Source organism: Streptomyces sp. NPDC059201 (assembly GCF_042754585.1).
GTDB lineage: Bacteria > Actinomycetota > Actinomycetes > Streptomycetales > Streptomycetaceae > Streptomyces.
In genome coordinates this window covers 50,799-70,848 of sequence record NZ_JBHZBB010000008.1, presented here as the reverse complement: position 1 = coordinate 70,848, position 20,050 = coordinate 50,799, and the positions used below count along the sequence as shown (strand labels likewise).

The 20,050-nt window shown below is 72.8% G+C and carries 17 protein-coding genes; 13 read left to right on the top strand and 4 right to left on the bottom strand.

The genetic code is table 11. The features are described from left to right. Nucleotides 1-53: 53 nt before the first annotated feature. The 9 genes from ACFXMG_RS24745 (at nt 54) to ACFXMG_RS24705 (ending at nt 11,778) form a co-directional block, all read left to right on the top strand. Nucleotides 54-1,535 carry a PQQ-binding-like beta-propeller repeat protein gene (locus ACFXMG_RS24745; protein WP_383827677.1) on the top strand — a complete coding sequence of 494 codons (1,482 nt, stop codon included), beginning with the start codon at nt 54-56 and terminating at the stop codon, nt 1,533-1,535. 186 nt (nt 1,536-1,721) lie between these two features. Then, nucleotides 1,722-3,167 carry an aldehyde dehydrogenase family protein gene (locus ACFXMG_RS24740; RefSeq protein WP_383827679.1) on the top strand — a complete coding sequence of 482 codons (1,446 nt, stop codon included), beginning with the start codon at nt 1,722-1,724 and terminating at the stop codon, nt 3,165-3,167. A gap of 192 nt (nt 3,168-3,359) precedes the next feature. After that, entirely contained in the window at nt 3,360-4,604 is a 1,245-nt protein-coding gene (gene aroA, locus ACFXMG_RS24735) for a 3-phosphoshikimate 1-carboxyvinyltransferase (RefSeq protein ID WP_383827681.1), read from the top strand. Between the two features lie 34 nt (nt 4,605-4,638). Then, nucleotides 4,639-5,889, top strand: coding sequence for a 1-deoxy-D-xylulose-5-phosphate reductoisomerase (gene dxr / locus ACFXMG_RS24730; protein ID WP_383827683.1), 1,251 nt, complete (start codon nt 4,639-4,641; stop codon nt 5,887-5,889). After that, on the top strand, nt 5,886-7,193 hold the full coding sequence (locus ACFXMG_RS24725) for a M50 family metallopeptidase (RefSeq protein ID WP_383827685.1): 1,308 nt from the start codon (nt 5,886-5,888) through the stop codon (nt 7,191-7,193). Before dxr ends, ACFXMG_RS24725 begins: the two co-directional genes overlap by 4 nt. A gap of 104 nt (nt 7,194-7,297) precedes the next feature. Next, complete coding sequence (gene ispG / locus ACFXMG_RS24720; protein ID WP_383827687.1) at nt 7,298-8,455, top strand: flavodoxin-dependent (E)-4-hydroxy-3-methylbut-2-enyl-diphosphate synthase; 1,158 nt, start codon at nt 7,298-7,300, stop codon at nt 8,453-8,455. A gap of 131 nt (nt 8,456-8,586) precedes the next feature. After that, nucleotides 8,587-9,432: a GNAT family N-acetyltransferase gene (locus ACFXMG_RS24715; RefSeq protein ID WP_383827689.1), complete on the top strand. Its 846-nt coding sequence runs from the start codon at nt 8,587-8,589 to the stop codon at nt 9,430-9,432. A 28-nt stretch (nt 9,433-9,460) separates the two neighbouring features. Beyond that, the gene (locus tag ACFXMG_RS24710) at nt 9,461-10,006 is read left to right on the top strand and encodes a GNAT family N-acetyltransferase (protein ID WP_383827691.1); all 546 of its coding nucleotides are present in this window, start codon (nt 9,461-9,463) and stop codon (nt 10,004-10,006) included. Nucleotides 10,007-10,077: 71 nt separating this feature from the next. Beyond that, the gene (locus ACFXMG_RS24705; protein WP_383827693.1) at nt 10,078-11,778 is read left to right on the top strand and encodes a proline--tRNA ligase; all 1,701 of its coding nucleotides are present in this window, start codon (nt 10,078-10,080) and stop codon (nt 11,776-11,778) included. A 59-nt stretch (nt 11,779-11,837) separates the two neighbouring features. Here the strand turns inward: ACFXMG_RS24705 and ACFXMG_RS24700 are convergent, their stop codons facing one another. The 4 genes from ACFXMG_RS24700 to ACFXMG_RS24685 all read right to left on the bottom strand — a co-directional run bounded on the left by ACFXMG_RS24700 (nt 11,838) and on the right by ACFXMG_RS24685 (nt 14,699). Continuing rightward, complete coding sequence (locus tag ACFXMG_RS24700; protein ID WP_384119646.1) at nt 11,838-12,692, bottom strand: slipin family protein; 855 nt, start codon at nt 12,690-12,692, stop codon at nt 11,838-11,840. A 90-nt stretch (nt 12,693-12,782) separates the two neighbouring features. Beyond that, nucleotides 12,783-13,682, bottom strand: a complete 900-nt coding sequence (locus tag ACFXMG_RS24695; RefSeq protein WP_383830886.1) for an aminoglycoside phosphotransferase family protein — start codon at nt 13,680-13,682, stop codon at nt 12,783-12,785. A gap of 55 nt (nt 13,683-13,737) precedes the next feature. Continuing rightward, complete coding sequence (locus tag ACFXMG_RS24690) at nt 13,738-14,154, bottom strand: ferritin-like domain-containing protein (protein ID WP_383830889.1); 417 nt, start codon at nt 14,152-14,154, stop codon at nt 13,738-13,740. Next, complete coding sequence (locus ACFXMG_RS24685; RefSeq protein ID WP_383830892.1) at nt 14,151-14,699, bottom strand: hypothetical protein; 549 nt, start codon at nt 14,697-14,699, stop codon at nt 14,151-14,153. Before ACFXMG_RS24685 ends, ACFXMG_RS24690 begins: the two co-directional genes overlap by 4 nt. A 191-nt stretch (nt 14,700-14,890) precedes the next feature. Here ACFXMG_RS24685 and rimP point away from each other — a divergent pair, with 191 nt between their 5' ends. The 4 genes from rimP (at nt 14,891) to infB (ending at nt 19,996) form a co-directional block, all read left to right on the top strand. Further along, complete coding sequence (gene rimP, locus ACFXMG_RS24680) at nt 14,891-15,388, top strand: ribosome maturation factor RimP (RefSeq protein ID WP_383830895.1); 498 nt, start codon at nt 14,891-14,893, stop codon at nt 15,386-15,388. A 2-nt stretch (nt 15,389-15,390) separates the two neighbouring features. Then, nucleotides 15,391-16,386, top strand: a complete 996-nt coding sequence (nusA, locus tag ACFXMG_RS24675) for a transcription termination factor NusA (RefSeq protein WP_360601628.1) — start codon at nt 15,391-15,393, stop codon at nt 16,384-16,386. Between the two features lie 95 nt (nt 16,387-16,481). Beyond that, nucleotides 16,482-16,772 (top strand): YlxR family protein, encoded by a 291-nt coding sequence (locus tag ACFXMG_RS24670; RefSeq protein ID WP_383830899.1) that lies wholly within the window; start codon nt 16,482-16,484, stop codon nt 16,770-16,772. A 149-nt stretch (nt 16,773-16,921) separates the two neighbouring features. Next, nucleotides 16,922-19,996: a translation initiation factor IF-2 gene (gene infB / locus ACFXMG_RS24665; RefSeq protein WP_384119644.1), complete on the top strand. Its 3,075-nt coding sequence runs from the start codon at nt 16,922-16,924 to the stop codon at nt 19,994-19,996. Nucleotides 19,997-20,050: the final 54 nt, after the last annotated feature.

Genomic DNA, 20,050 nt, shown 5'->3' with positions numbered 1-20,050 from the left:
TGATCCCTCGTATCGATCGGTCGTGAGCATGGCGACAGGGGTGGGGGATCCGGATGGCGACAGGGGCGAAGCCCGGCAGACCGGCGGGGAAGCCCGCGAAGGGCACAGGCGCCAAGGGCTCCAAGGGCACAGGCACCAAGGGCACCAAGGGCTCTAATAGCACCGGCGGCAACCGCGACGCGGCGTCCGAGTCCTCGCTCCGCCGCCTCCGCTACACCGTCGTCGGCGGTGTCCTCCTCGCCCTCCTCGCCGGCTGCGGCGCCATCACCGCGGGCGTCCTCGCGGGCGAGGGCTACCTCCCCGGCGACTCGATGCGCGAGGTCTGGAACACCCCGTCCGAGGCCACCGACTCGGTCTCCGGCAACGCCGCCTGGGCCGTCGGCGACACGCTCGTCCGCAGCCGCGCCGACGGCGTCACCGGCTTCGACGCCCGCACCGGCGGGCAGCGCTGGCGGTACGAGCCGGCCGCGGGCGACGCGATCTGCGCCACCGGCGCCACCACCGACGACGGCGTCGCCCTGATCGCCCAGGGCACGCCCACCGTCCCCGTCGGTGACCAGGAGGGCAAGGGCTGCGCCGACGTCGTCGCGCTCGACCTCACCACCGGCCGTGAGCTCTGGCGCACCACCAGGACCGCCGCCGACGGCGAGGTCAGCGCCGAGCGGGACCTGGTCGCCGTCGGCGGCGGTCTCGCCGTCCTGCGCGACGAGGACGACGACTGGCGGTACGAGTCGACGCTCGGCGACCCCGGCAGGCTCAGCCCCGACCGCGCCCTGCGCGCCTTCGACCTGCGGACCGGCAAGCCCAGGTGGTCGGCGCGGATGCCGAAGGGCTGCGTGCCGTACGGGGTCGCCGCGGCCGAGCGCCGGGTCGCGGCGCTGCTCGTCTGCGACCGCCGGGACGTGCGGCTCGCCGTCCTCGACCCCGCGGACGGGCGGGTGCGCGGCGTCTCGCCCCTCGACGAGCGGCGGGTCGTCGACCCCCTGACCCACACGCCGGCCTTCGTCTCCGCCGATCCGCTCGTGGTGAGCACGATGAGTCTCGACGAGTCCGGCGCCACGACGTTCCTCTCCTTCGACGGGGAGGCCCGCCCCCAGGGCCGTATCGCGTCCGGCGTCGTCAACGGCCGGCTCAACGACCCGGCCACGGAACCGGCGCTGACGCGCGTCGCCTACGGACGCCTCTACACCCTCGCGGACGAGGCGGACTACGACGACGTCCTCACCGCCTTCGACCTGCGCAGCGGACAGCGGCTCTGGCGGATGGAGGTGGACGACCTCGACGACGTCATCGGCCTGCGGGTGGCGGGCGGCAGGGTTGCCGCGCTGATGGACCTCTACGGGGCGTCGGGCGAGGACGGGCTCTTCGTCTTCGACGCCGACACCGGCGAGGTGCGCGACCAGCGCACCTTCCCCGACTCGGTGGGCCGGTCGTCCGGCGAGATCAAGGACGTCCTCGGGTACGGGGACCGGCTGATCGCCGTCCGCTGGGGCGACGGCTACCCGCGCCCCCTCACCGCGTACGAGGAGCGCTGACCCGGCGAAGCCCACAACCCGGCGCAGCGCCGACCCGGCTCTTCGGCCGAAGCGGACAGGCCGGGGCCGCCACCACTCCATCACGGACAAACGTCACGCGCCGGTCCCGGCCCTAACGTGTCTGGAGAGCAACCGCCCGCACGGGGCAACCGCTCACACCCGAAACGGAAAGGGCCGGGACACGCAATGACGACCACCCACGCCTTCTGGGTCGCCGGCCGCGAGGCCACCGGCGACACCACCTTCGACGTCACGAACTCGTACGACGGACGTCTGGTCGGCAAGGTCGCCGTGCCCACCGAGGCCCAGGTCGAGGAGGCCGTCGCGGCCGCCCACGCGGTCGTCGACGAGTTCGCCGCCACCCCGGCGCACGTCCGCGCCGCCGCCCTCGACCACGTGTCGAAGCGGCTCGCCGAGCGCACCGAGGAGATCGCCCAGGTCATCTCCGCCGAGAACGGCAAGCCCATCAAGTGGGCCCGCGGCGAGGTCGGCCGTGCCGTCTCCGTCTTCCGTTTCGCCGCCGAGGAGGCCCGCCGCTGGAACGCCGGCGAGGCCCAGCGCCTGGACACCGAGGCCGGCGGCGCGGGCCGCCTCGCCCTCACCCGCCGCGTACCCAAGGGCGTCGTCCTCGGCATCGCGCCCTTCAACTTCCCGCTGAACCTCAGCGCCCACAAGGTCGCCCCGGCCATCGCCGTCGGCGCCCCGATCATCCTCAAGCCGGCCCCGGCCACCCCGATCTCCTCCCTCATCCTGGGCGAGATCCTGGCCGAGACCGACCTGCCGGCCGGCTCCTGGTCGATCCTCACCGTGCCGAACGACCGCATGCCCGCCCTGGTCCAGGACGAGCGCCTCCCGGTCATCTCCTTCACCGGCTCGGACACCGTCGGCTACGCCATCCAGCAGTCCGTGCCGCACAAGCACTGCACCCTGGAGCTGGGCGGCAACGCCGCCGCCGTCGTCCTCCCCGACTGGTCCTCCGAGGCCGACCTGGACTGGGCCGCGAGCCGCATCGCGACCTTCTCCAACTACCAGGGCGGCCAGTCCTGCATCTCCGTGCAGCGCGTGATCGCCGACGCCTCGGTCTACGACCGCCTGGTGCCGAAGATCGTCGCCGCCGTCGAGGCGCAGGTCACCGGCGACCCGGCGGACGACGCCACCGACGTCGGCCCGCTCGTCGACGAGGCCGCCGCGAAGCGCGTCGAGTCCTGGGTGGACGAGGCCGTCGCGGCCGGCGCCACCCTCCTCGCGGGCGGCAAGCGCGAGGGCGCCACCTACGCCCCGACCGTCCTCACCGAGCTCCCGGCCGGCGTCACCCTGGCCCGCTCCGAGGTCTTCGGCCCGGTCCTGACGATCGCCAAGGTCGACGGCGAGGCCGAGGCGTTCGCCGCGGTCAACGACTCGGACTTCGGCCTCCAGGCCGGCATCTTCACCCGTGACCTCCAGACCGCCTTCCGCGCCCACCGCGCCCTGGAGGTCGGCGGCGTGATCGTCGGCGACGTCCCCTCGTACCGCGCCGACCAGATGCCGTACGGCGGCGCCAAGCGCTCCGGCGTCGGCCGCGAGGGCGTCGCGTACGCCATGGACGACTACACCTACGAGCGCGTCCTCGTCCTCACGGGCCTCGCCCTGTAGGACACGCGCCACGAGACCAGGCGGTCCGAGCCCACTGTGCGGGGGCTCGGACCGCCTTTCGTACGTCTCCGGCCCCCTTCCGGCCCGCTGAAGTCCCGCCTGCCTGCCCCCGCCCGCCCCCACCCGCCCCCGTCCGTCCACGGACCGGAACGGGCCGACGGGCGGTCCGTCCGGCGCGGCAGGATGACGCGCGTGACCGTCATCGACATCCCCGGTTCCAAGTCCGTCACCGCCCGCGCGCTCTTCCTCGCGGCCGCCGCGGAGGGCACCACGACCCTCCTGCGTCCGCTCGTCTCCGACGACACCGAGGGCTTCGCGGAAGGGCTCCGCGCCCTGGGCTACTCCGTACGCCAGGAGCCCGGCGCCTGGCACATCGAGGGCCGCCCCGCCGGCCCCGGCACCGCCGAGGCCGACGTGTACTGCCGCGACGGCGCCACCACCGCCCGCTTCCTGCCCGCCCTCGTCGCCGCCGGCCACGGCACCTTCCGCTTCGACGCCTCGGAGCAGATGCGCCGCCGCCCCCTCGGCCCGCTCACCACCGCCCTGCGCGAGCTCGGCGTGGACCTGCGGCACGGGGAGAAGGACGGCCACCACCCGCTCGCCGTGCACGCCGACGGCGTCAGGGGCGGCGCGCTCACCCTCGACGCCGGCCAGTCCTCCCAGTACCTGACGGCCCTGCTGATGCTGGGCCCGCTCACCGCCGAGGGCCTCGACATCACGGTCACCGACCTGGTCTCGGAGCCGTACGTCGAGATCACCCTCGCGATGATGCGGTCCTTCGGCGCGGAGGTCACCCGGGAGGGCCGTACCTACCGGGTCGCCCCCACCGGCTACCGCGCCCGGACGTACGCGATCGAGCCCGACGCCTCCACGGCGAGCTACTTCTTCGCCGCGGCCGCCCTCCAGCCCGGCGGCGCGGTCACCGTCCCCGGCCTCGGCACCGGCGCCCTCCAGGGCGACCTCGCCTTCGTGGAGGTGCTGCGCCGCATGGGCGCCGAGGTCGAGGTCACCGCGGAGTCCACCACCGTCCGCTCCACCGGCACGCTGCGCGGACTCACGGTCAACATGCGGGACATCTCGGACACCATGCCGACCCTCGCCGCGATCGCCCCCTTCGCGGACGGGCCCGTCCTCATCGAGGACGTCGCCAACACCCGGGTCAAGGAGTGCGACCGGCTCGACGCCTGCGCCGACAACCTCCGCCGCCTCGGCATCACCGTCACCACCGGCCACGACTGGATCCAGATCGAGCCCGGGACCCCCGCCGGACCCGTCGAGATCACCACCCACCGCGACCACCGCATCGTCATGTCCTTCGCGGTCGCGGCCCTGCGCACCCCCGGCATCACCTTCGACGACCCCGGCTGCGTGAAGAAGACCTTCCCCGACTTCCACCGCGTGTTCGGCGGATTCGGCGCGTTCACCCGGACCCCGTGAAGAGCGCACAGCGTTTGGGGCAAGAATGGGGGGCATGAGCGACCGCCCCTCTCCTCTCGCCGACCCGCACATCGCCTTCGACGCCGCCGAAGGGCGCCGGGACATCGTCGTCCTCGGCTCGACGGGATCCATCGGCACCCAGGCCATCGACCTGGTGCTGCGCCACCCCGACCGCTTCCGGGTCACGGCCCTGGCCGCCTCCGGCGGCCGGGTCGCGCTCCTCGCCGAGCAGGCGCACCGGCTCGGGGTCGCCGCGGTCGCCGTCGCGCGCGAGGAGGCCGCCGGAGAACTGCGTACGGCCCTGAGGGCGCTGTACGGCTCCGAGCCGCTGCCCGAGATCCTGGCCGGCCCCGACGCCGCGACCCAGCTCGCCGCCTCCCCGTGCCACACCGTGCTCAACGGCATCACCGGCTCCATCGGTCTCGCGCCGACCCTCGCCGCCCTGGAGGCGGGCCGCACGCTGGCCCTCGCCAACAAGGAGTCGCTGATCGTCGGCGGCCCGCTGGTGAAGGCCCTCGCGAAGCCCGGCCAGATCATCCCGGTCGACTCCGAGCACGCGGCGCTCTTCCAGGCGCTCGCCGCCGGCACCCGCGCCGACGTCCGCAAGCTGGTCGTCACGGCCTCCGGCGGCCCCTTCCGCGGCCGTACGCGCGCGGAGCTGGAGCACGTGAGCCGCGAGGACGCGCTCGCCCACCCCACGTGGGCGATGGGCCCGGTGATCACGGTGAACAGCGCCACGCTGGTCAACAAGGGCCTGGAGGTCATCGAGGCGCACCTCCTCTACGACATCCCGTTCGACCGCATCGAGGTCGTCGTCCACCCCCAGTCCTACGTGCACTCCATGGTCGAGTTCACCGACGGCTCCACCCTCGCCCAGGCCACCCCGCCGGACATGCGCGGCCCGATCGCGATCGGCATCGGCTGGCCCGAGCGGGTCCCGGACGCGGCCCCCGCCTTCGACTGGTCGACCGCCTCCACCTGGGAGTTCTTCCCGCTCGACGACGAGGCGTTCCCGTCGGTGAACCTGGCCCGGCACGTCGGCGAGCTGGGCGGCACCGCCCCCGCCGTCTTCAACGCCGCCAACGAGGAGTGCGTGGAGGCGTTCCTCGCCGGGCGGCTCCCGTTCAACGGCATCATGGACACCGTCACGGCGGTCGTCACCGAACACGGTCGGCCCACCCGGGGAACCTCCCTGACGGTGCCGGACGTCCTGGAAGCGGAGACCTGGGCCCGTGCCCGGGCCCGAGAGCTCGCAGCGAAGGCAACCGCGGAGGCGCGCGCATGACGGAAGTGCTCCTGACAGTCCTGGGCGTGGTGCTCTTCGCCCTGGGTCTGCTCGTCTCCATCGCCTGGCACGAGCTGGGCCACCTCTCCACGGCCAAGCTCTTCGGCATCCGCGTGCCGCAGTACATGGTCGGCTTCGGCCCCACGCTCTGGTCGAAGAAGCGCGGCGACACCGAGTACGGCATCAAGGCCATCCCGGCCGGCGGCTACATCCGCATGATCGGCATGTTCCCGCCCGGCGCGGACGGCAAGATCGAGGCCCGCTCCACCTCGCCCTGGCGCACCATGATCGAGGACGCCCGCGAGGCGTCGTACGAGGAGCTCCAGCCCGGCGACGAGTCCCGGCTCTTCTACACGCGCAAGCCGTGGAAGCGCGTGATCGTCATGTTCGCCGGCCCGTTCATGAACCTGGTCCTCGCGCTCGGCCTGTTCTACGGCTCCCTGATGACCCTCGGCATCGAGGGCCAGACCACCAAGGTCGCCGGCGTCCAGAAGTGCGTCATCGAGCAGAGCGCGAACCGCGACGTCTGCGCCGCGGGCGACCCGGCCTCCCCGGCGCACAAGGCGGGGCTGCGGGACGGCGACACGATCGTCGCCTTCAACGGCACCCCGGTCTCCGACTGGGACACCCTCTCGGACCACATCCGGAAGACCATCGGCCCCGCCACCGTCACCGTCGAGCGGGACGGGCAGCGCCTCGACCTGCACCCGATGCTCGTCGCCAACGAGGTCCTGAAGAAGGACGAGAACGGGCAGGTCGCCCGCCCGCTCGCCTACGAGAAGGCCGGCTACCTCGGCTTCGCGTCGAAGACCGAGGTCGCGCCGCTGACCTTCGTCGAGACCACCGACCGCATGGGCGAGCTCATGCAGAACGGCGTCGAATCGGTCGTCACCCTCCCCGGGAAGATCCCCGGCCTGTGGGACGCCACCTTCGGCGACGGCGAGCGGGCCGAGGACTCCCCGGTCGGCGTCGTCGGCGCCGCCCGCATCACCGGCGAGCTCATGAACCTGGACCTCCCGCCGGAGCGCATCCTGGTCATGTTCATGAACCTGCTGGTGTACTTCAACGTCTCGCTGTTCCTGTTCAACATGCTCCCGCTGCTGCCGCTCGACGGCGGCCACATCGCGGGCGCCCTGTGGGAGTCCGTCCGCCGTCACACGGCCCGGCTCTTCCGGCGCCCCGACCCCGGCCCCTTCGACGTGGCCAAGCTGATGCCCGCCGCCTACGTGGTCGCCGGCGTCTTCGTCTGCTTCACCCTGCTCGTCCTCGCCGCCGACATCGTCAACCCGGTGAAGCTGACGTAGCTCCCAGGGAGGCCGTACACCGCCGTGTCCGGCCTCCCGCCCCAGGGGCGGTAACCTCGGAAGCCTGAGCCCGCCGACGCACGACCTTGAGGTTGCACACACTCATGACCGCGATTTCTCTCGGTATCCCCACCGTCCCGACCCGGCTCGCCGAGCGCCGCAAGAGCCGGCAGATCCAGGTCGGCAGCGTGGCCGTCGGCGGTGACGCACCCGTCTCGGTGCAGTCGATGACGACGACCCGCACGTCCGACATCGGCGCCACGCTCCAGCAGATCGCCGAGCTCACCGCCTCCGGCTGCCAGATCGTCCGGGTGGCCTGCCCCACCCAGGACGACGCCGACGCGCTCGCCACGATCGCCCGCAAGTCGCAGATCCCGGTGATCGCCGACATCCACTTCCAGCCGAAGTACGTCTTCGCCGCGATCGACGCCGGCTGCGCCGCCGTCCGCGTCAACCCGGGCAACATCAAGCAGTTCGACGACAAGGTCAAGGAGATCGCCAAGGCGGCCGGTGACGCGCGCGTCCCGATCCGCATCGGCGTCAACGCCGGCTCGCTCGACGCCCGCCTGCTCAAGAAGTACGGCAAGGCGACCCCCGAGGCGCTCGTCGAGTCCGCCCTGTGGGAGGCGTCCCTCTTCGAGGAGCACGGCTTCCAGGACATCAAGATCTCGGTCAAGCACAACGACCCGGTCGTGATGGTCGAGGCGTACCGTCAGCTCGCCGCCCAGTGCGACTACCCGCTGCACCTCGGCGTCACCGAGGCGGGCCCAGCCTTCCAGGGCACCATCAAGTCGGCCGTCGCCTTCGGCGCGCTGCTGTCCCAGGGCATCGGCGACACCATCCGCGTCTCGCTCTCCGCCCCGCCGGCCGAGGAGATCAAGGTCGGCATCCAGATCCTGGAGTCGCTCAACCTCCGCCAGCGCCGCCTGGAGATCGTCTCCTGCCCGTCCTGCGGCCGCGCCCAGGTCGACGTCTACAAGCTCGCCGAGGAGGTCACCGCCGGCCTCGACGGCATGACCGTCCCGCTGCGCGTCGCCGTCATGGGCTGCGTCGTCAACGGCCCCGGCGAGGCCCGCGAGGCCGACCTCGGCGTCGCCTCCGGCAACGGCAAGGGCCAGATCTTCGTCAAGGGCGAGGTCATCAAGACCGTCCCCGAGTCGAAGATCGTCGAGACCCTCATCGAGGAAGCCCTCAAGATCGCCGAGCAGATGGAGAAGGACGGCGTCATGAGCGGCGAGCCCACCGTCGCCATCGCCGGCTGAGCACTCCCCGTGTGTTCCGGAACCCCGTCGCCCCTCCCGGGGGCGGCGGGGTTCCGCCATGCCCGGGGGTCCTTCCCAGGTCATGGGGGTAAGGTGCCAGGACCAGCGGAACCGCACGGTGAGGCCCCCTCGTGTTGACACAGACCACCACCCGGGTCCTCGAACCCGCCGACCTCGGAGCCGCCCTCGCCGTCCTGGAGAGCGCCCCCGTCGAGAACGCCTTCGTGACCGCCCGCGTCCGCGTCGCCGGGCTCGACCCGTGGCGCCTGGGCGGCGAGATGTGGGGCTGGTACACCGAGGGCCGGCTCACCTCGCTCTGCTACTCCGGCGCCAATCTCGTCCCCATCTGCGCCACCCCCGAGGCCGTCCGCGCCTTCGCCGACCGGGCCCGCCGGATCGGCCGCCGCTGCTCCTCGATCGTCGGCCCGGCCGGACCCACCGCCGAGCTCTGGCGCCTCCTCGAACCCGCCTGGGGCCCCGCCCGCGACGTCCGCGCCCACCAGCCCCTCATGGTCACCGAGGAGCCCTCCGCCACCGTCGCCCCCGACCCCCTCGTCCGCCGGGTCCGCAAGGACGAGATGGACGCGATCATGCCCGCCTGCATCGCCATGTTCACCGAGGAGGTCGGCGTCTCCCCGATGGCCGGCGACGGCGGACTGCTCTACCAGGCCCGGGTCGCCGAACTCGTCGGCGCCGGCCGCTCCTTCGCCCGCATCGACGACGGCAAGGTCGTCTTCAAGGCCGAGATCGGCGCCGCCACCCGCCAGGCGTGCCAGATCCAGGGCGTCTGGGTCGCCCCCGAACACCGCGGCAAGGGCCTCTCCGAGACCGGCATGGCCGCCGTCCTCCAGTACGCCCTCGCCGACGTCGCCCCCGTCGTCAGCCTGTACGTCAACGACTACAACCTCCCCGCCCGCGCCGCGTACCGCCGTGTCGGCTTCCGCGAGACCGGCGCCTTCATGAGCGTCCTGTTCTGAACCGGCGGGCACTTGTAGGGTGCGCCGCATGGACGACGCACAGGCCGTGATCGGACCGGTCAACCTCGCCGCCCGGGTGGACGAGGCCCTCGACGTGCAGGCGGTCGCCTTCGGCCTCGACGCCGAGGAGGTCGCCGTACGCCGCCACATCGTGCTGCGCCACCTGATGAACCCCGGCGCCCGCGCCTTCGGCGCCACCACCCCCGACGGGCGGCTCGTCGGCTTCGTGTACGGGATGCCCAACGACCGCGGCCACTGGTGGTCCACGGTGGTGGAGCCGTACCTCCGCGCCACCGGCACCGCCGACTGGCTCGACGCCTCCTTCGTCATCACCGAGCTCCACGTCCACCCCGCCCACCAGGGCCTCGGCCTCGGCCGCGGACTGATCACCACCATCACCGACACCGCCGACGAGAAGCGCTCGATCCTCTCGGCCATCGACACGGAGTCCCCGGCCCGCGGCCTCTACCGCTCCCTCGGCTACACCGACCTCGCCCGCCAGGTCCACTTCCCGAGCGCCGCCCGCCCCTACGCCGTCATGGGCGCCCCCCTGCCGCTGCCGCGCCGGAACTGATTTCTCGCGGGCGGGGCCGCCCGGATAACCTCGGGGCCATCACCTTCAGTCCCGGCAGGAGTACGAGAACCATGGCCAACGCACCGGTCCAGCGCATGTCCCAGTTGATGGCGAAGACGCTGCGCGACGACCCGGCCGACGCCGAGGTCCTCTCCCACAAGCTCCTCGTCCGCGCCGGCTACGTCCGCCGCACCGCCGCCGGCATCTGGAGCTGGCTGCCCCTGGGCAAGAAGGTCCTCTCCAACGTCGAGCGGATCGTCCGCGAGGAGATGGACGCCATCGGCGGCCAGGAGGTCACCCTCCCCGCGCTGCTGCCCCGCGAGCCGTACGAGGCCACCGGCCGCTGGGACGAGTACGGCGCCGAGCTCTTCCGCCTCCAGGACCGCAAGGGCGGCGACTACCTCCTCGGCCCCACCCACGAGGAGATCTTCACCCTCCTGGTGAAGGACCAGTGCTCGTCCTACAAGGACCTGCCGGTCATCCTGTACCAGATCCAGACCAAGTTCCGTGACGAGGCCCGCCCCCGCGCCGGCATCCTGCGCGGCCGCGAGTTCCTCATGAAGGACTCCTACTCCTTCGACACCGAGGACGAGGGCCTGGCCCGGTCGTACGCCGTGCACCGCCAGGCGTACCAGCGGATCTTCGAGCGCCTCGGCCTCGACTACCGCATCTGCGCCGCCACCGCCGGCGCCATGGGCGGCTCCAAGTCCGAGGAGTTCCTCGCCCCGGCCGAGGCCGGCGAGGACACCTTCGCCGACTGCCCGAACTGCGAGTTCGCCGCCAACACCGAGGCGGTCTACCAGGCGGTCAAGGCCGTCGACGGCTCGGCGGTCCCGGCCCTGGAGCCCGTCCCGACCCCCGACACCCCCACCATCGAGACGCTCGCCGCACACCTCGGCGTCCCCGCCTCCGCCACCCTCAAGAACCTCCTGGTGAAGGTCGACGGCGAGATCGTCGCCGTCGGCGTCCCCGGCGACCGCGAGGTCGACATGGACAAGGTCGAGGCCCACTTCGCCCCCGCCGCCGTCGAGCTGGTGACGGAGTCCGACTTCGCCGGCCGCCCCGACCTCGTCCGCGGCTACGTCGGCCCCCAGGGCCTGGAGAAGGTGCGCTACATCGCCGACCCGCGCATCGCCCCCGGCACCGCGTGGATCACCGGCGCCAACGAGGAGGGCACGCACGCGAAGAACGTCGTCGCGGGCCGTGACTTCGAGGTCGAGGAGTACGTCGACGTCGTCGTCGTCCAGGAGGGCGACCCGTGCCCCGTGTGCGGCACCGGCCTCAAGCTGGACCGCGCCATCGAGATCGGCCACATCTTCCAGCTCGGCCGCAAGTACGCGGACGCGCTCAAGCTCGACGTCCTCGGCCAGAACGGCAAGCCGGTCCGCGTGACCATGGGCTCCTACGGCGTCGGCGTCTCGCGCGCCGTCGCGGCGCTCGCCGAGCAGACCGCCGACGACAAGGGCCTGTGCTGGCCGGCCGAGGTCGCGCCCGCCGACGTCCACGTCGTCGCCGCGGGCAAGGCGCTCCAGACCGAGCTGGCCCTGGAGGTCTCCGAGAAGCTGTCCGCCGCCGGGCTCCGCGTCCTCGTCGACGACCGCGCCGGCGTCTCCCCGGGCGTCAAGTTCACCGACGCGGAGCTCATCGGCGTCCCCAAGATCCTCGTGGCCGGCCGCCGCGCGGCGGAGGGCGTCGTCGAGCTCAAGGACCGCCGCACCGGCGAGCGCGAGGAGCTCACCGTCGAGGAGGCCCTCGCCGCGCTCACCGCGTAGCCGACACGTAACGACGCCGTCCCGCGCACCCGCGCGGGACGGCGTCGCCGTCTCCGCCGTCAGGCCGCCGGGTCGACCGAGGGGCCCGTGAGGTCCTCAACGGGCGGCAGCGGGGCCGGAGGTGGCGGGGGAGGGGCCTGCTGGGCTGCCGCCGGCGGCGTGGCCCGCTCCAGGAAGCGGAGGAGTTCCACCGGGATCGGCAGGACCAGCGTCGAGTTCTTCTCGGCGGCGACGGCCATCACCGTCTGGAGCAGCCGGAGCTGGAGGGCCGCAGGCGCCTCCGCCATCTGGTGCGCCGCCTCCGTCAGCTTCTTCGACGCCTGAAGCTCCGCGTCCGCGTTGATCAGCCGCGCGCGCCGCTCCCGGTCCGCCTCCGCCTGCCGGGCCATCGAGCGCTTCATCGTCTCCGGCAGCGACACGTCCTTGATCTCGACCCGGTCGATCTGCACGCCCCACCCGATCGCGGGGGAGTCCAGCATCAGCTCCAGGCCCTGGTTGAGCTTCTCGCGGTTGGACAGCAGGTCGTCGAGGTCGCTCTTGCCGATGATCGACCGCAGCGAGGTCTGCGCCATCTGCGAGACCGCGAACCGGTAGTCCTCGACCCGCACCAGCGCCTCCGCCGCGTCCACCACACGGAAGTAGACGACCGCGTCGACCCGCACCGTCACGTTGTCCCGGGTGATGCCCTCCTGGGCGGGCACCGGCATCGTGACGATCTGCATGTTCACCTTGTGGAGCCGGTCGACGGCCGGAAGGATCATCGTGAAGCCGGGCGCGCGCACCTCGCCGCGGAGCCGGCCGAAGCGGAAGACGACGCCCCGCTCGTACTGCTTCACCACGCGCGCCGCCGCGCTGACGTACGCCAGGGCGGCCACACCCGCTCCCGCGACCGCCAGCAGGATGTCTTCGATCATCACGGCCCCCTCGGAAAGGGATACAAAAAGGGTATTCCCCCCTTAAGAGGGCCGTGAACTAAGAGGCCGTGAACCAAGAGGGCCGTGAACTCACAGCCAGCTCGCGAACTCCAGCAGCCACTCGGCCTCCTGCCGCCGCCCGCCGGTCAGCGCCCGCGTGCCGGACTCGACGGTCCGGAAGAGCGTCCAGCCGCGCAGCCGCTCCCGGTCGACGTCGAGCGAGTCGGCCAGCCGGTTGACCCGCCGCCGGGCCGCCGGGGCGCCCGCCGAGGAGGCCACCAGGTCCTCGACCCGCTCCCTGACCAGCCGCGCGAGGTCGTAGGCGCGCTCGCCGACCACCGGATCGGGGCCGACGGCCAGCCAGGGCACCCGGTCGCCGCCGAGGACCTTGCCCTGCCGGAAGTCCCCGTGCAGCAGCAGCTCCTCCGCGGACCCGGCCAGCAGCTCCTCGCGGGCGGCCAGCGCGGCGGCCGCGAGACCCCCGGTGGCGTCGTCGGCGCGGTAGCGCTCCATCGCCTCCGCCTGGCGCGCGGTGCGGCCCGCCACGGTGTCGAAGCCGTGCCCGGCCGGCGGGTCCACCCACAGCTTCCGTACGGTCCCGGCCGCCTCCAGGAGCGCCTTGGCCTCCGGCAGCGAGCGGAGGGACACCTCCGGGTGCAGCCGTTCGAGGACGAGGGAGCCCTCCGGGGCCTCGGCGCGGAGCTGGACCGCGCCCCAGCCGTTCCAGTGCGCGAGCGCGTCCCGCTCCAGCTCCGGACGGGTGAACGGCGGCGCGATCTTCAGCGCGGCGGGCTCGCCCTCGGCGTCCCGGACCAGCAGCAGCAGACTGTCGCGCCCGCCGGGGGCCACCACCCGCTCGACGGTCAGGCCCGCCTCCTCCGGCACCCGCTCGGCGAGGCCGGGGAGCCGCCCGAGCCAGCCGTCCGCGGCGGCGTCGCCGTACCTCTCGTGGAGGGCCGTGACCAGTCGCCGGGGCGCTTCGAAACCCATGCGTGCCTTGTTCCTTCTGCTGGGGCGGGGTGGTCAGAGCTGGTGGGGGCCGGACTCACACCCGCTCGGCGAGCCCAGGAAAGGTTACGTCGCTGCCGCGCCACCGCACCGCGCGGACCGCGGCCTCCCGCAGCGAGGCGGCGGCCTCCCGGCGCAGCGCCCCGTCTCCGGCCCGCACCAGGTCGGAGTAGACCCCGGCCACCCGGTCCTCCAGGACGGCCGCGAGCCGCACCGCGCCCGCCGGGTCGGCCACCCGGAACGGCAGCTCGTACGCGGCGGCCGCGGCGACCGGCGTGCCGCCGAGGTCGCGGACGGTGCGGCGCAGCGCGTCCCGGCGGGCCCGGTGCGCCTCGTAGGCGGCGGTCGCCTCGGCCCGGCGCTCCTCGGCGACCCGGCCGCCGACGACCCCGTAGCCGTACACGGCGGCGTGCTCGGCGGCGAGGGCGGCCTGCGCCGCCTGGAGGGCGCTCATGCGCGGGCTCCTTCGGTGAGGAGGTAGGCGTGGGCGGCTCCGGCGGCGGCCACGGAGGCGAGCAGCCGGGCGTACTCGGGCGGCGCCGCGAGCAGCTCGGCGGTGTGCGCGTCGGAAGCGGCCCGCGCGTCGGCGGCGAGCTCCCGCAGCGCGGCCTTCGGGTCGGCGGGCACGGCCCGCCCGGCGGAGCCCGTACCGGGGGAGGCCGCGGCAGGGGTCGTGGTGCCGGGGGCCGGGCGGTCGGCCTCGCCGAGGGCGCGCACATGGGCGGCGGCCGAGGTCCGGAGGGGGTCCACGCGCGCGTGGAGCGCGGGATGGGCGGCCAGGGTGGCGTCGTAGCGTGCGAGCAGGGTCCGTGAGGCGGTCACCGCGCGGCGGCGGAGGGCCGCCTCGGCGCGGGCCACCCGTTCGGCCTCGCGGGCCGCCGCCTCCTCGGCGGCGCTCGGGCGGCGCGGGCCCCCGTCGCCGGAGGTGCAACCGGTCACGGCCGTCGCGGCGGCCGAGGCCCCCGCGACGAGCAGGGCGCGTCTGCCCGTCGTCGTCACGCTCTCTCCCTCAGCATTCCGGACCCCTCCCGGCCGCCCGTCGAAGATCACCGCAGGCGAGCGTACCCGCGGGGGCCCCGGCGGTGGACGGCAACACCCTCCCGGACCGGATACCCTTGATCCGACACGCAGCGACAAGCAGCGACGAGCGACGTACCCACAACAGCACACGCGGCCGAGGAGTCACCCGGATGAGCACCACCCAGAGCGACAGGCTGCGCGGACTCATTGAGCCGCTCGTCCACGCGGAGAACCTGGATCTGGAGGAGATCGAGGTGTCCCGGGCCGGCCGCCGCGGACTGCTGAGGATCGTCGTCGACTCGGACGAGGGCGTCGAGCTGGACACCTGTGCCGAGCTGAGCCGCGCGATCTCCGCCAAGCTGGACGAGAGCGACGCCATGGGCGACGGCGAGTACGTCCTGGAGGTCAGCTCCCCGGGTGCCGACCGTCCGCTCTCCGAGCACCGCCACTACGTACGGGCCACCGGCCGGCTGGTGAAGCTCCAGCTCGCCGAGGGCGGGGACCTGGTCACCCGCATCCTGGCCGTGGACGAGGACGGCATCGACACCGAGGTCCCGGGCCTGAAGGGCCGCAAGGCCACGGCCCGCCGCGTGGAGTTCGCCGAGATCGCCAAGGCGCGTGTCGAGATCGAGTTCAACCGCAAGGACAAGAAGGAAGAGGAGGCGTAGCCGTGGACATCGACGTGAAGCTCCTGAAGGGCTTGGCACAGGAGAAGGAAATCTCCTTCGAGATGCTGGTCGAGGCGATCGAGTCGGCCCTCCTCATCGCGTACCACCGCACCCCGTCCGCCCGCCGCCACGCGCGCGTGGAGCTGGACCGGCACACCGGGCACGTGACGGTGTGGGCCGAGGAGGACCCGGCCGACCTGGAGGAGGGGCAGGAGCCCAAGGAGTTCGACGACACCCCGTCGGACTTCGGCCGCATCGCGGCGAGCACCGCCCGTCAGGTCATCCAGCAGCGGCTGCGCGACGCCGAGAACGACGTGACCTTCGGCGAGTACGCGCGCCGCGAGGGCGATGTCGTCGCCGGCGTGGTGCAGCAGGGCAAGGACCCGAAGAACGTCCTCGTCAAGCTGGACGACAAGCTGGAGGCCATCCTTCCGGTGCAGGAGCAGGTGCCGGGCGAGGACTACACGCACGGTCTGCGGCTGCGCACGTACGTGGTCCGGGTGGCCAAGGGTGTCCGCGGTCCGTCCGTCACCCTTTCGCGCACCCACCCCAATCTGGTGAAGAAGCTCTTCGCGCTGGAGGTGCCCGAGATCGCCGACGGTTCCGTCGAGATCTCCGCCATCGCGCGTGAGGCGGGTCACCGCACCAAGATCGCGGTCCGTTCCACCCGTTCGGGCCTGAACGCCAAGGGCGCCTGCATCGGCCCCATGGGCAGCCGGGTCCGGAACGTGATGGCCGAGCTGCTCGGCGAGAAGATCGACATCGTCGACTGGTCGGACGACCCGGCCGAGATGGTGGCGAACGCGCTCTCCCCGGCGCGGGTCTCCAAGGTCGAGGTCGTCGACGCCGCCGCCCGGTCCGCCCGGGTGACGGTCCCCGACTACCAGCTCTCCCTGGCCATCGGCAAGGAGGGGCAGAACGCCCGTCTGGCCGCGCGGCTCACCGGCTGGCGCATCGACATCCGGCCGGACACCGAGGTCCAGGGCGAGGAGGGCTGAGCGGCTCCGCCGCAAGCCCGAGATCGTTTTTGGCCAACAGCTGTTCGATTTTTGCCCCGAACGGGTGAGGTCGGTACGGGGAGGTAGACTTAATCGTGTCTGGCCGGACGCATGCCCGCGCGTGCCCTGAGCGAACCTGTGTGGGATGCCGGGAGCGAGCGGCCAAGAGCGATCTGCTGCGGATCGTGGTGATCAAGGACGAGTGCGTCCCCGATCATCGCGGTACGCTGCCCGGCCGGGGTGCGTACGTGCACCCCGCCTTGCACTGTCTCGACCTGGCGGTCCGCAGACGGGCGTTCCCGAGGACCTTCAAGGTCCCGGGACCGCTCGACACCGCGGTGCTGCGGGAACACGTCGAGCAGGCCGCGCAGGCGGCGCCGCAGTGAAAAGGAAGTACGGCACGGAACACCGTGCGGTCAGGTACCTCGCGAGTCGGAAGTAGGTCGAGATTGCGATGAGCACTCGATGAGTACGCGATGAGTACGCCCATGAAGTAGCGACGGTCCGGCGGTAACCGGACCTATAAAGGAGCGATGTGGCTAAGGTCCGGGTATACGAACTCGCCAAGGAGTTCGGAGTAGAGAGCAAGGTCGTCATGGCCAAGCTCCAGGAACTCGGTGAATTCGTCCGTTCGGCGTCCTCGACGATCGAGGCGCCGGTCGTGCGCAAGTTGACTGACGCTTTGCAGGGTCCCGGCGGTTCCGCCGGCAAGACCGCTGCCAAGCCCGGCGCGCCCCGCAAGGCGGCGCCCGCCCCCAAGCCGGCCGCACCGGCGCCTTCGGCGCCCGCTGCCGCGCGTCCCGCCGCCCCGAAGCCTGGCGCGCCCACCCCGGCGCCCAAGCCCGCGGCGGCCGAGAAGCCCTCGACGCCGGCCGCCTCCGGCCCGCGTCCGACCCCGGGTCCGAAGCCCGCGGCTCCCGCGCCCAAGCCGGCGCCCGCCGCCCCGGCTCCGACCAACCCGGAGTTCACCGCGCCTCCGGCGGCCCCGGCCGCCAACCAGCGCCCCGGTGGTGCCGCCCCCGGCCAGCGTCCGGCGGGTGCCCGTCCGGGCCAGGCCGCGCCGCGCCCGGGTCAGCAGGCGCCCCGTCCCGGCCAGCAGGCCCCGCGTCCGGGCGCCCCGCGTCCGGCCGGCCCGCGTCCGGGCAACAACCCCTTCACGTCCGGCGGCTCCACCGGCATGGCGCGTCCGCAGACGCCCCGTCCCGGTGGCGGTGCCCCGCGTCCCGGCGGCCCCGGTGCCGTTCCGGGCGCCCCGCGTCCGCAGGGCGGCCCCGGCGGCGCCCCGCGCCCGCAGGGTCAGGGCGGCGGCCGTCCCACCCCCGGTGGGATGCCGCGTCCGCAGGCGCCCCGTCCGGGCGGTGCTCCCGGCGGTAACCGTCCGAACCCGGGCATGATGCCGCAGCGTCCCGCTGCCGGCCCGCGTCCCGGTCCCGGCGGCGGTGGCCGTGGTCCCGGTGGCCCCGGCGGTCGTCCGGGTGGTCCCGGCGGTGGCGGCGGCGGTCGTCCCGGCTTCGCCGGTCGTCCGGCCGGTCCCGGCGGTGGCGGCGGCGGCTTCGCCGGTCGTCCCGGCGGTCCCGGTGGTGGCGGCGGCGGTCGTCCGGGTGGTCCCGGTGGTGGCGGCGGCTTCGGCGGTCGTCCCGGCGGCTTCGGCGGCCGTCCCGGCGGCCCCGGTGGCCGTGGTGGCACGCAGGGCGCCTTCGGTCGTCCCGGCGGTCCCGCGCGTCGCGGTCGCAAGTCGAAGCGTCAGAGGCGCCAGGAGTACGAGGCCATGCAGGCCCCGTCCGTGGGCGGTGTGATGCTGCCTCGCGGCAACGGCGACACCATTCGCCTGTCGCGCGGTGCGTCCCTCACCGACTTCGCCGAGAAGATCGGCGCCAACCCGGCGTCGCTCGTCGCGGTGATGATGAACCTCGGCGAGATGGTCACGGCGACGCAGTCCGTCTCCGACGACACGCTGACGATGCTCGGCGAGGAGATGAACTACACCGTTCAGATCGTCTCGCCGGAGGAGGAGGACCGCGAGCTCCTCGAGTCCTTCGACATCGAGTTCGGCGAGGACGAGGGCGGCGAAGAGGCCCTGGTCTCCCGTCCGCCGGTCGTGACCGTCATGGGTCACGTCGACCACGGAAAGACCCGACTCCTCGACGCGATCCGCAAGACCAACGTGGTCGCGGGCGAGGCCGGTGGCATCACCCAGCACATCGGTGCCTACCAGGTCGGTACCGAGGTCAACGGCGAAGAGCGTCGCATCACCTTCATCGACACCCCGGGTCACGAGGCGTTCACCGCCATGCGTGCCCGTGGTGCGAAGTCGACCGACATCGCGATCCTCGTGGTCGCGGCCAACGACGGCGTCATGCCGCAGACGATCGAGGCGCTCAACCACGCCAAGGCCGCCGGCGTCCCGATCGTCGTCGCGGTCAACAAGATCGACGTCGAGGGCGCGGACCCGGTCAAGGTCCGCGGTCAGCTGACCGAGTTCGGTCTGGTCGCCGAGGAGTACGGCGGCGACACGATGTTCGTCGACATCTCCGCCAAGCAGGGTCTGCACATCGACTCCCTGCTGGAGGCCGTGATCCTCACGGCGGACGCCTCGCTCGACCTGCGGGCCAACCCGAACCAGGACGCGCAGGGCATCGCCATCGAGTCGCACCTCGACCGCGGTCGCGGCGCCGTCTCGACGGTCCTGGTCCAGCGCGGAACGCTGCGCATCGGCGACACCGTGGTGGTCGGCGACGCGTACGGCCGCGTCCGGGCGATGCTCGACGACAAGGGCAACAACGTCGAGGAGGCGGCCCCGTCGACTCCCGTCCTGGTGCTCGGTCTCACCAACGTGCCGGGTGCCGGCGACAACCTCCTGGTGGTCGACGAGGACCGTACGGCCCGCCAGATCGCCGAGAAGCGCGCCGCGCGTGAGCGCAACGCCGCCTTCGCCAAGCGCGTCCGCCGGGTGTCCCTCGAGGACCTCGACAAGGTGCTCAAGGCCGGTCTCGTCCAGGAACTCAACCTCATCATCAAGGGCGACGCGTCCGGTGCGGTCGAGGCCCTCGAAGCCTCGCTGCTCCAGCTCGACGTCGGCGAAGAGGTCGACATCCGCGTCCTGCACCGCGGTGTGGGTGCGGTCACCGAGTCGGACATCGACCTGGCCATGGGCTCCGACGCCATCGTCATCGGCTACAACGTCCGTGCGGCCGGCCGTGCCGCGCAGATGGCGGAGCGCGAGGGCGTCGACGTCCGGTACTACTCGGTCATCTACCAGGCGATCGAGGAGATCGAGGCGGCGCTCAAGGGCCTCCTCAAGCCGGAGTACGAAGAGGTCGAGCTCGGCACGGCGGAGATCCGCGAGGTCTTCCGCTCGTCCAAGCTGGGCAACATCGCCGGTGTCCTCATCCGCTCGGGCGAGGTCAAGCGCAACACCAAGGCGCGTCTGGTCCGCGACGGCAAGGTCATCGCCGAGGACCTCACGATCCACGGTCTGCGCCGCTTCAAGGACGACGTCACCGAGATCCGCGAGGGCTTCGAGGGTGGTATCAACCTCGGAAACTTCAACGACATCAAGATCGACGACGTCATCGCCACGTACGAGATGCGCGAGAAGCCGCGCTCGTAACACACGGTGAGGTGCCGGGGCCGGTCGGCGGAGGTTATTCCGTCGATCGGCCCC

Excerpts from the sequence above, each read along its gene's own strand:
- ACFXMG_RS24740 (WP_383827679.1), top strand. The coding sequence starts at position 1,722 with ATGACGACCACCCACGCCTTCTGGGTCGCCGGCCGCGAGGCCACCGGC.
- ACFXMG_RS24725 (WP_383827685.1), top strand. The coding sequence starts at position 5,886 with ATGACGGAAGTGCTCCTGACAGTCCTGGGCGTGGTGCTCTTCGCCCTG.
- ACFXMG_RS24705 (WP_383827693.1), top strand. The coding sequence starts at position 10,078 with ATGGCCAACGCACCGGTCCAGCGCATGTCCCAGTTGATGGCGAAGACG.
- ACFXMG_RS24745 (WP_383827677.1), top strand. The coding sequence starts at position 54 with ATGGCGACAGGGGCGAAGCCCGGCAGACCGGCGGGGAAGCCCGCGAAG.
- ACFXMG_RS24700 (WP_384119646.1), bottom strand. The coding sequence starts at position 12,692 with ATGATCGAAGACATCCTGCTGGCGGTCGCGGGAGCGGGTGTGGCCGCC.
- rimP (WP_383830895.1), top strand. The coding sequence starts at position 14,891 with ATGAGCACCACCCAGAGCGACAGGCTGCGCGGACTCATTGAGCCGCTC.
- ACFXMG_RS24690 (WP_383830889.1), bottom strand. The coding sequence starts at position 14,154 with ATGAGCGCCCTCCAGGCGGCGCAGGCCGCCCTCGCCGCCGAGCACGCC.
- ACFXMG_RS24710 (WP_383827691.1), top strand. The coding sequence starts at position 9,461 with ATGGACGACGCACAGGCCGTGATCGGACCGGTCAACCTCGCCGCCCGG.
- ispG (WP_383827687.1), top strand. The coding sequence starts at position 7,298 with ATGACCGCGATTTCTCTCGGTATCCCCACCGTCCCGACCCGGCTCGCC.
- ACFXMG_RS24695 (WP_383830886.1), bottom strand. The coding sequence starts at position 13,682 with ATGGGTTTCGAAGCGCCCCGGCGACTGGTCACGGCCCTCCACGAGAGG.
- dxr (WP_383827683.1), top strand. The coding sequence starts at position 4,639 with ATGAGCGACCGCCCCTCTCCTCTCGCCGACCCGCACATCGCCTTCGAC.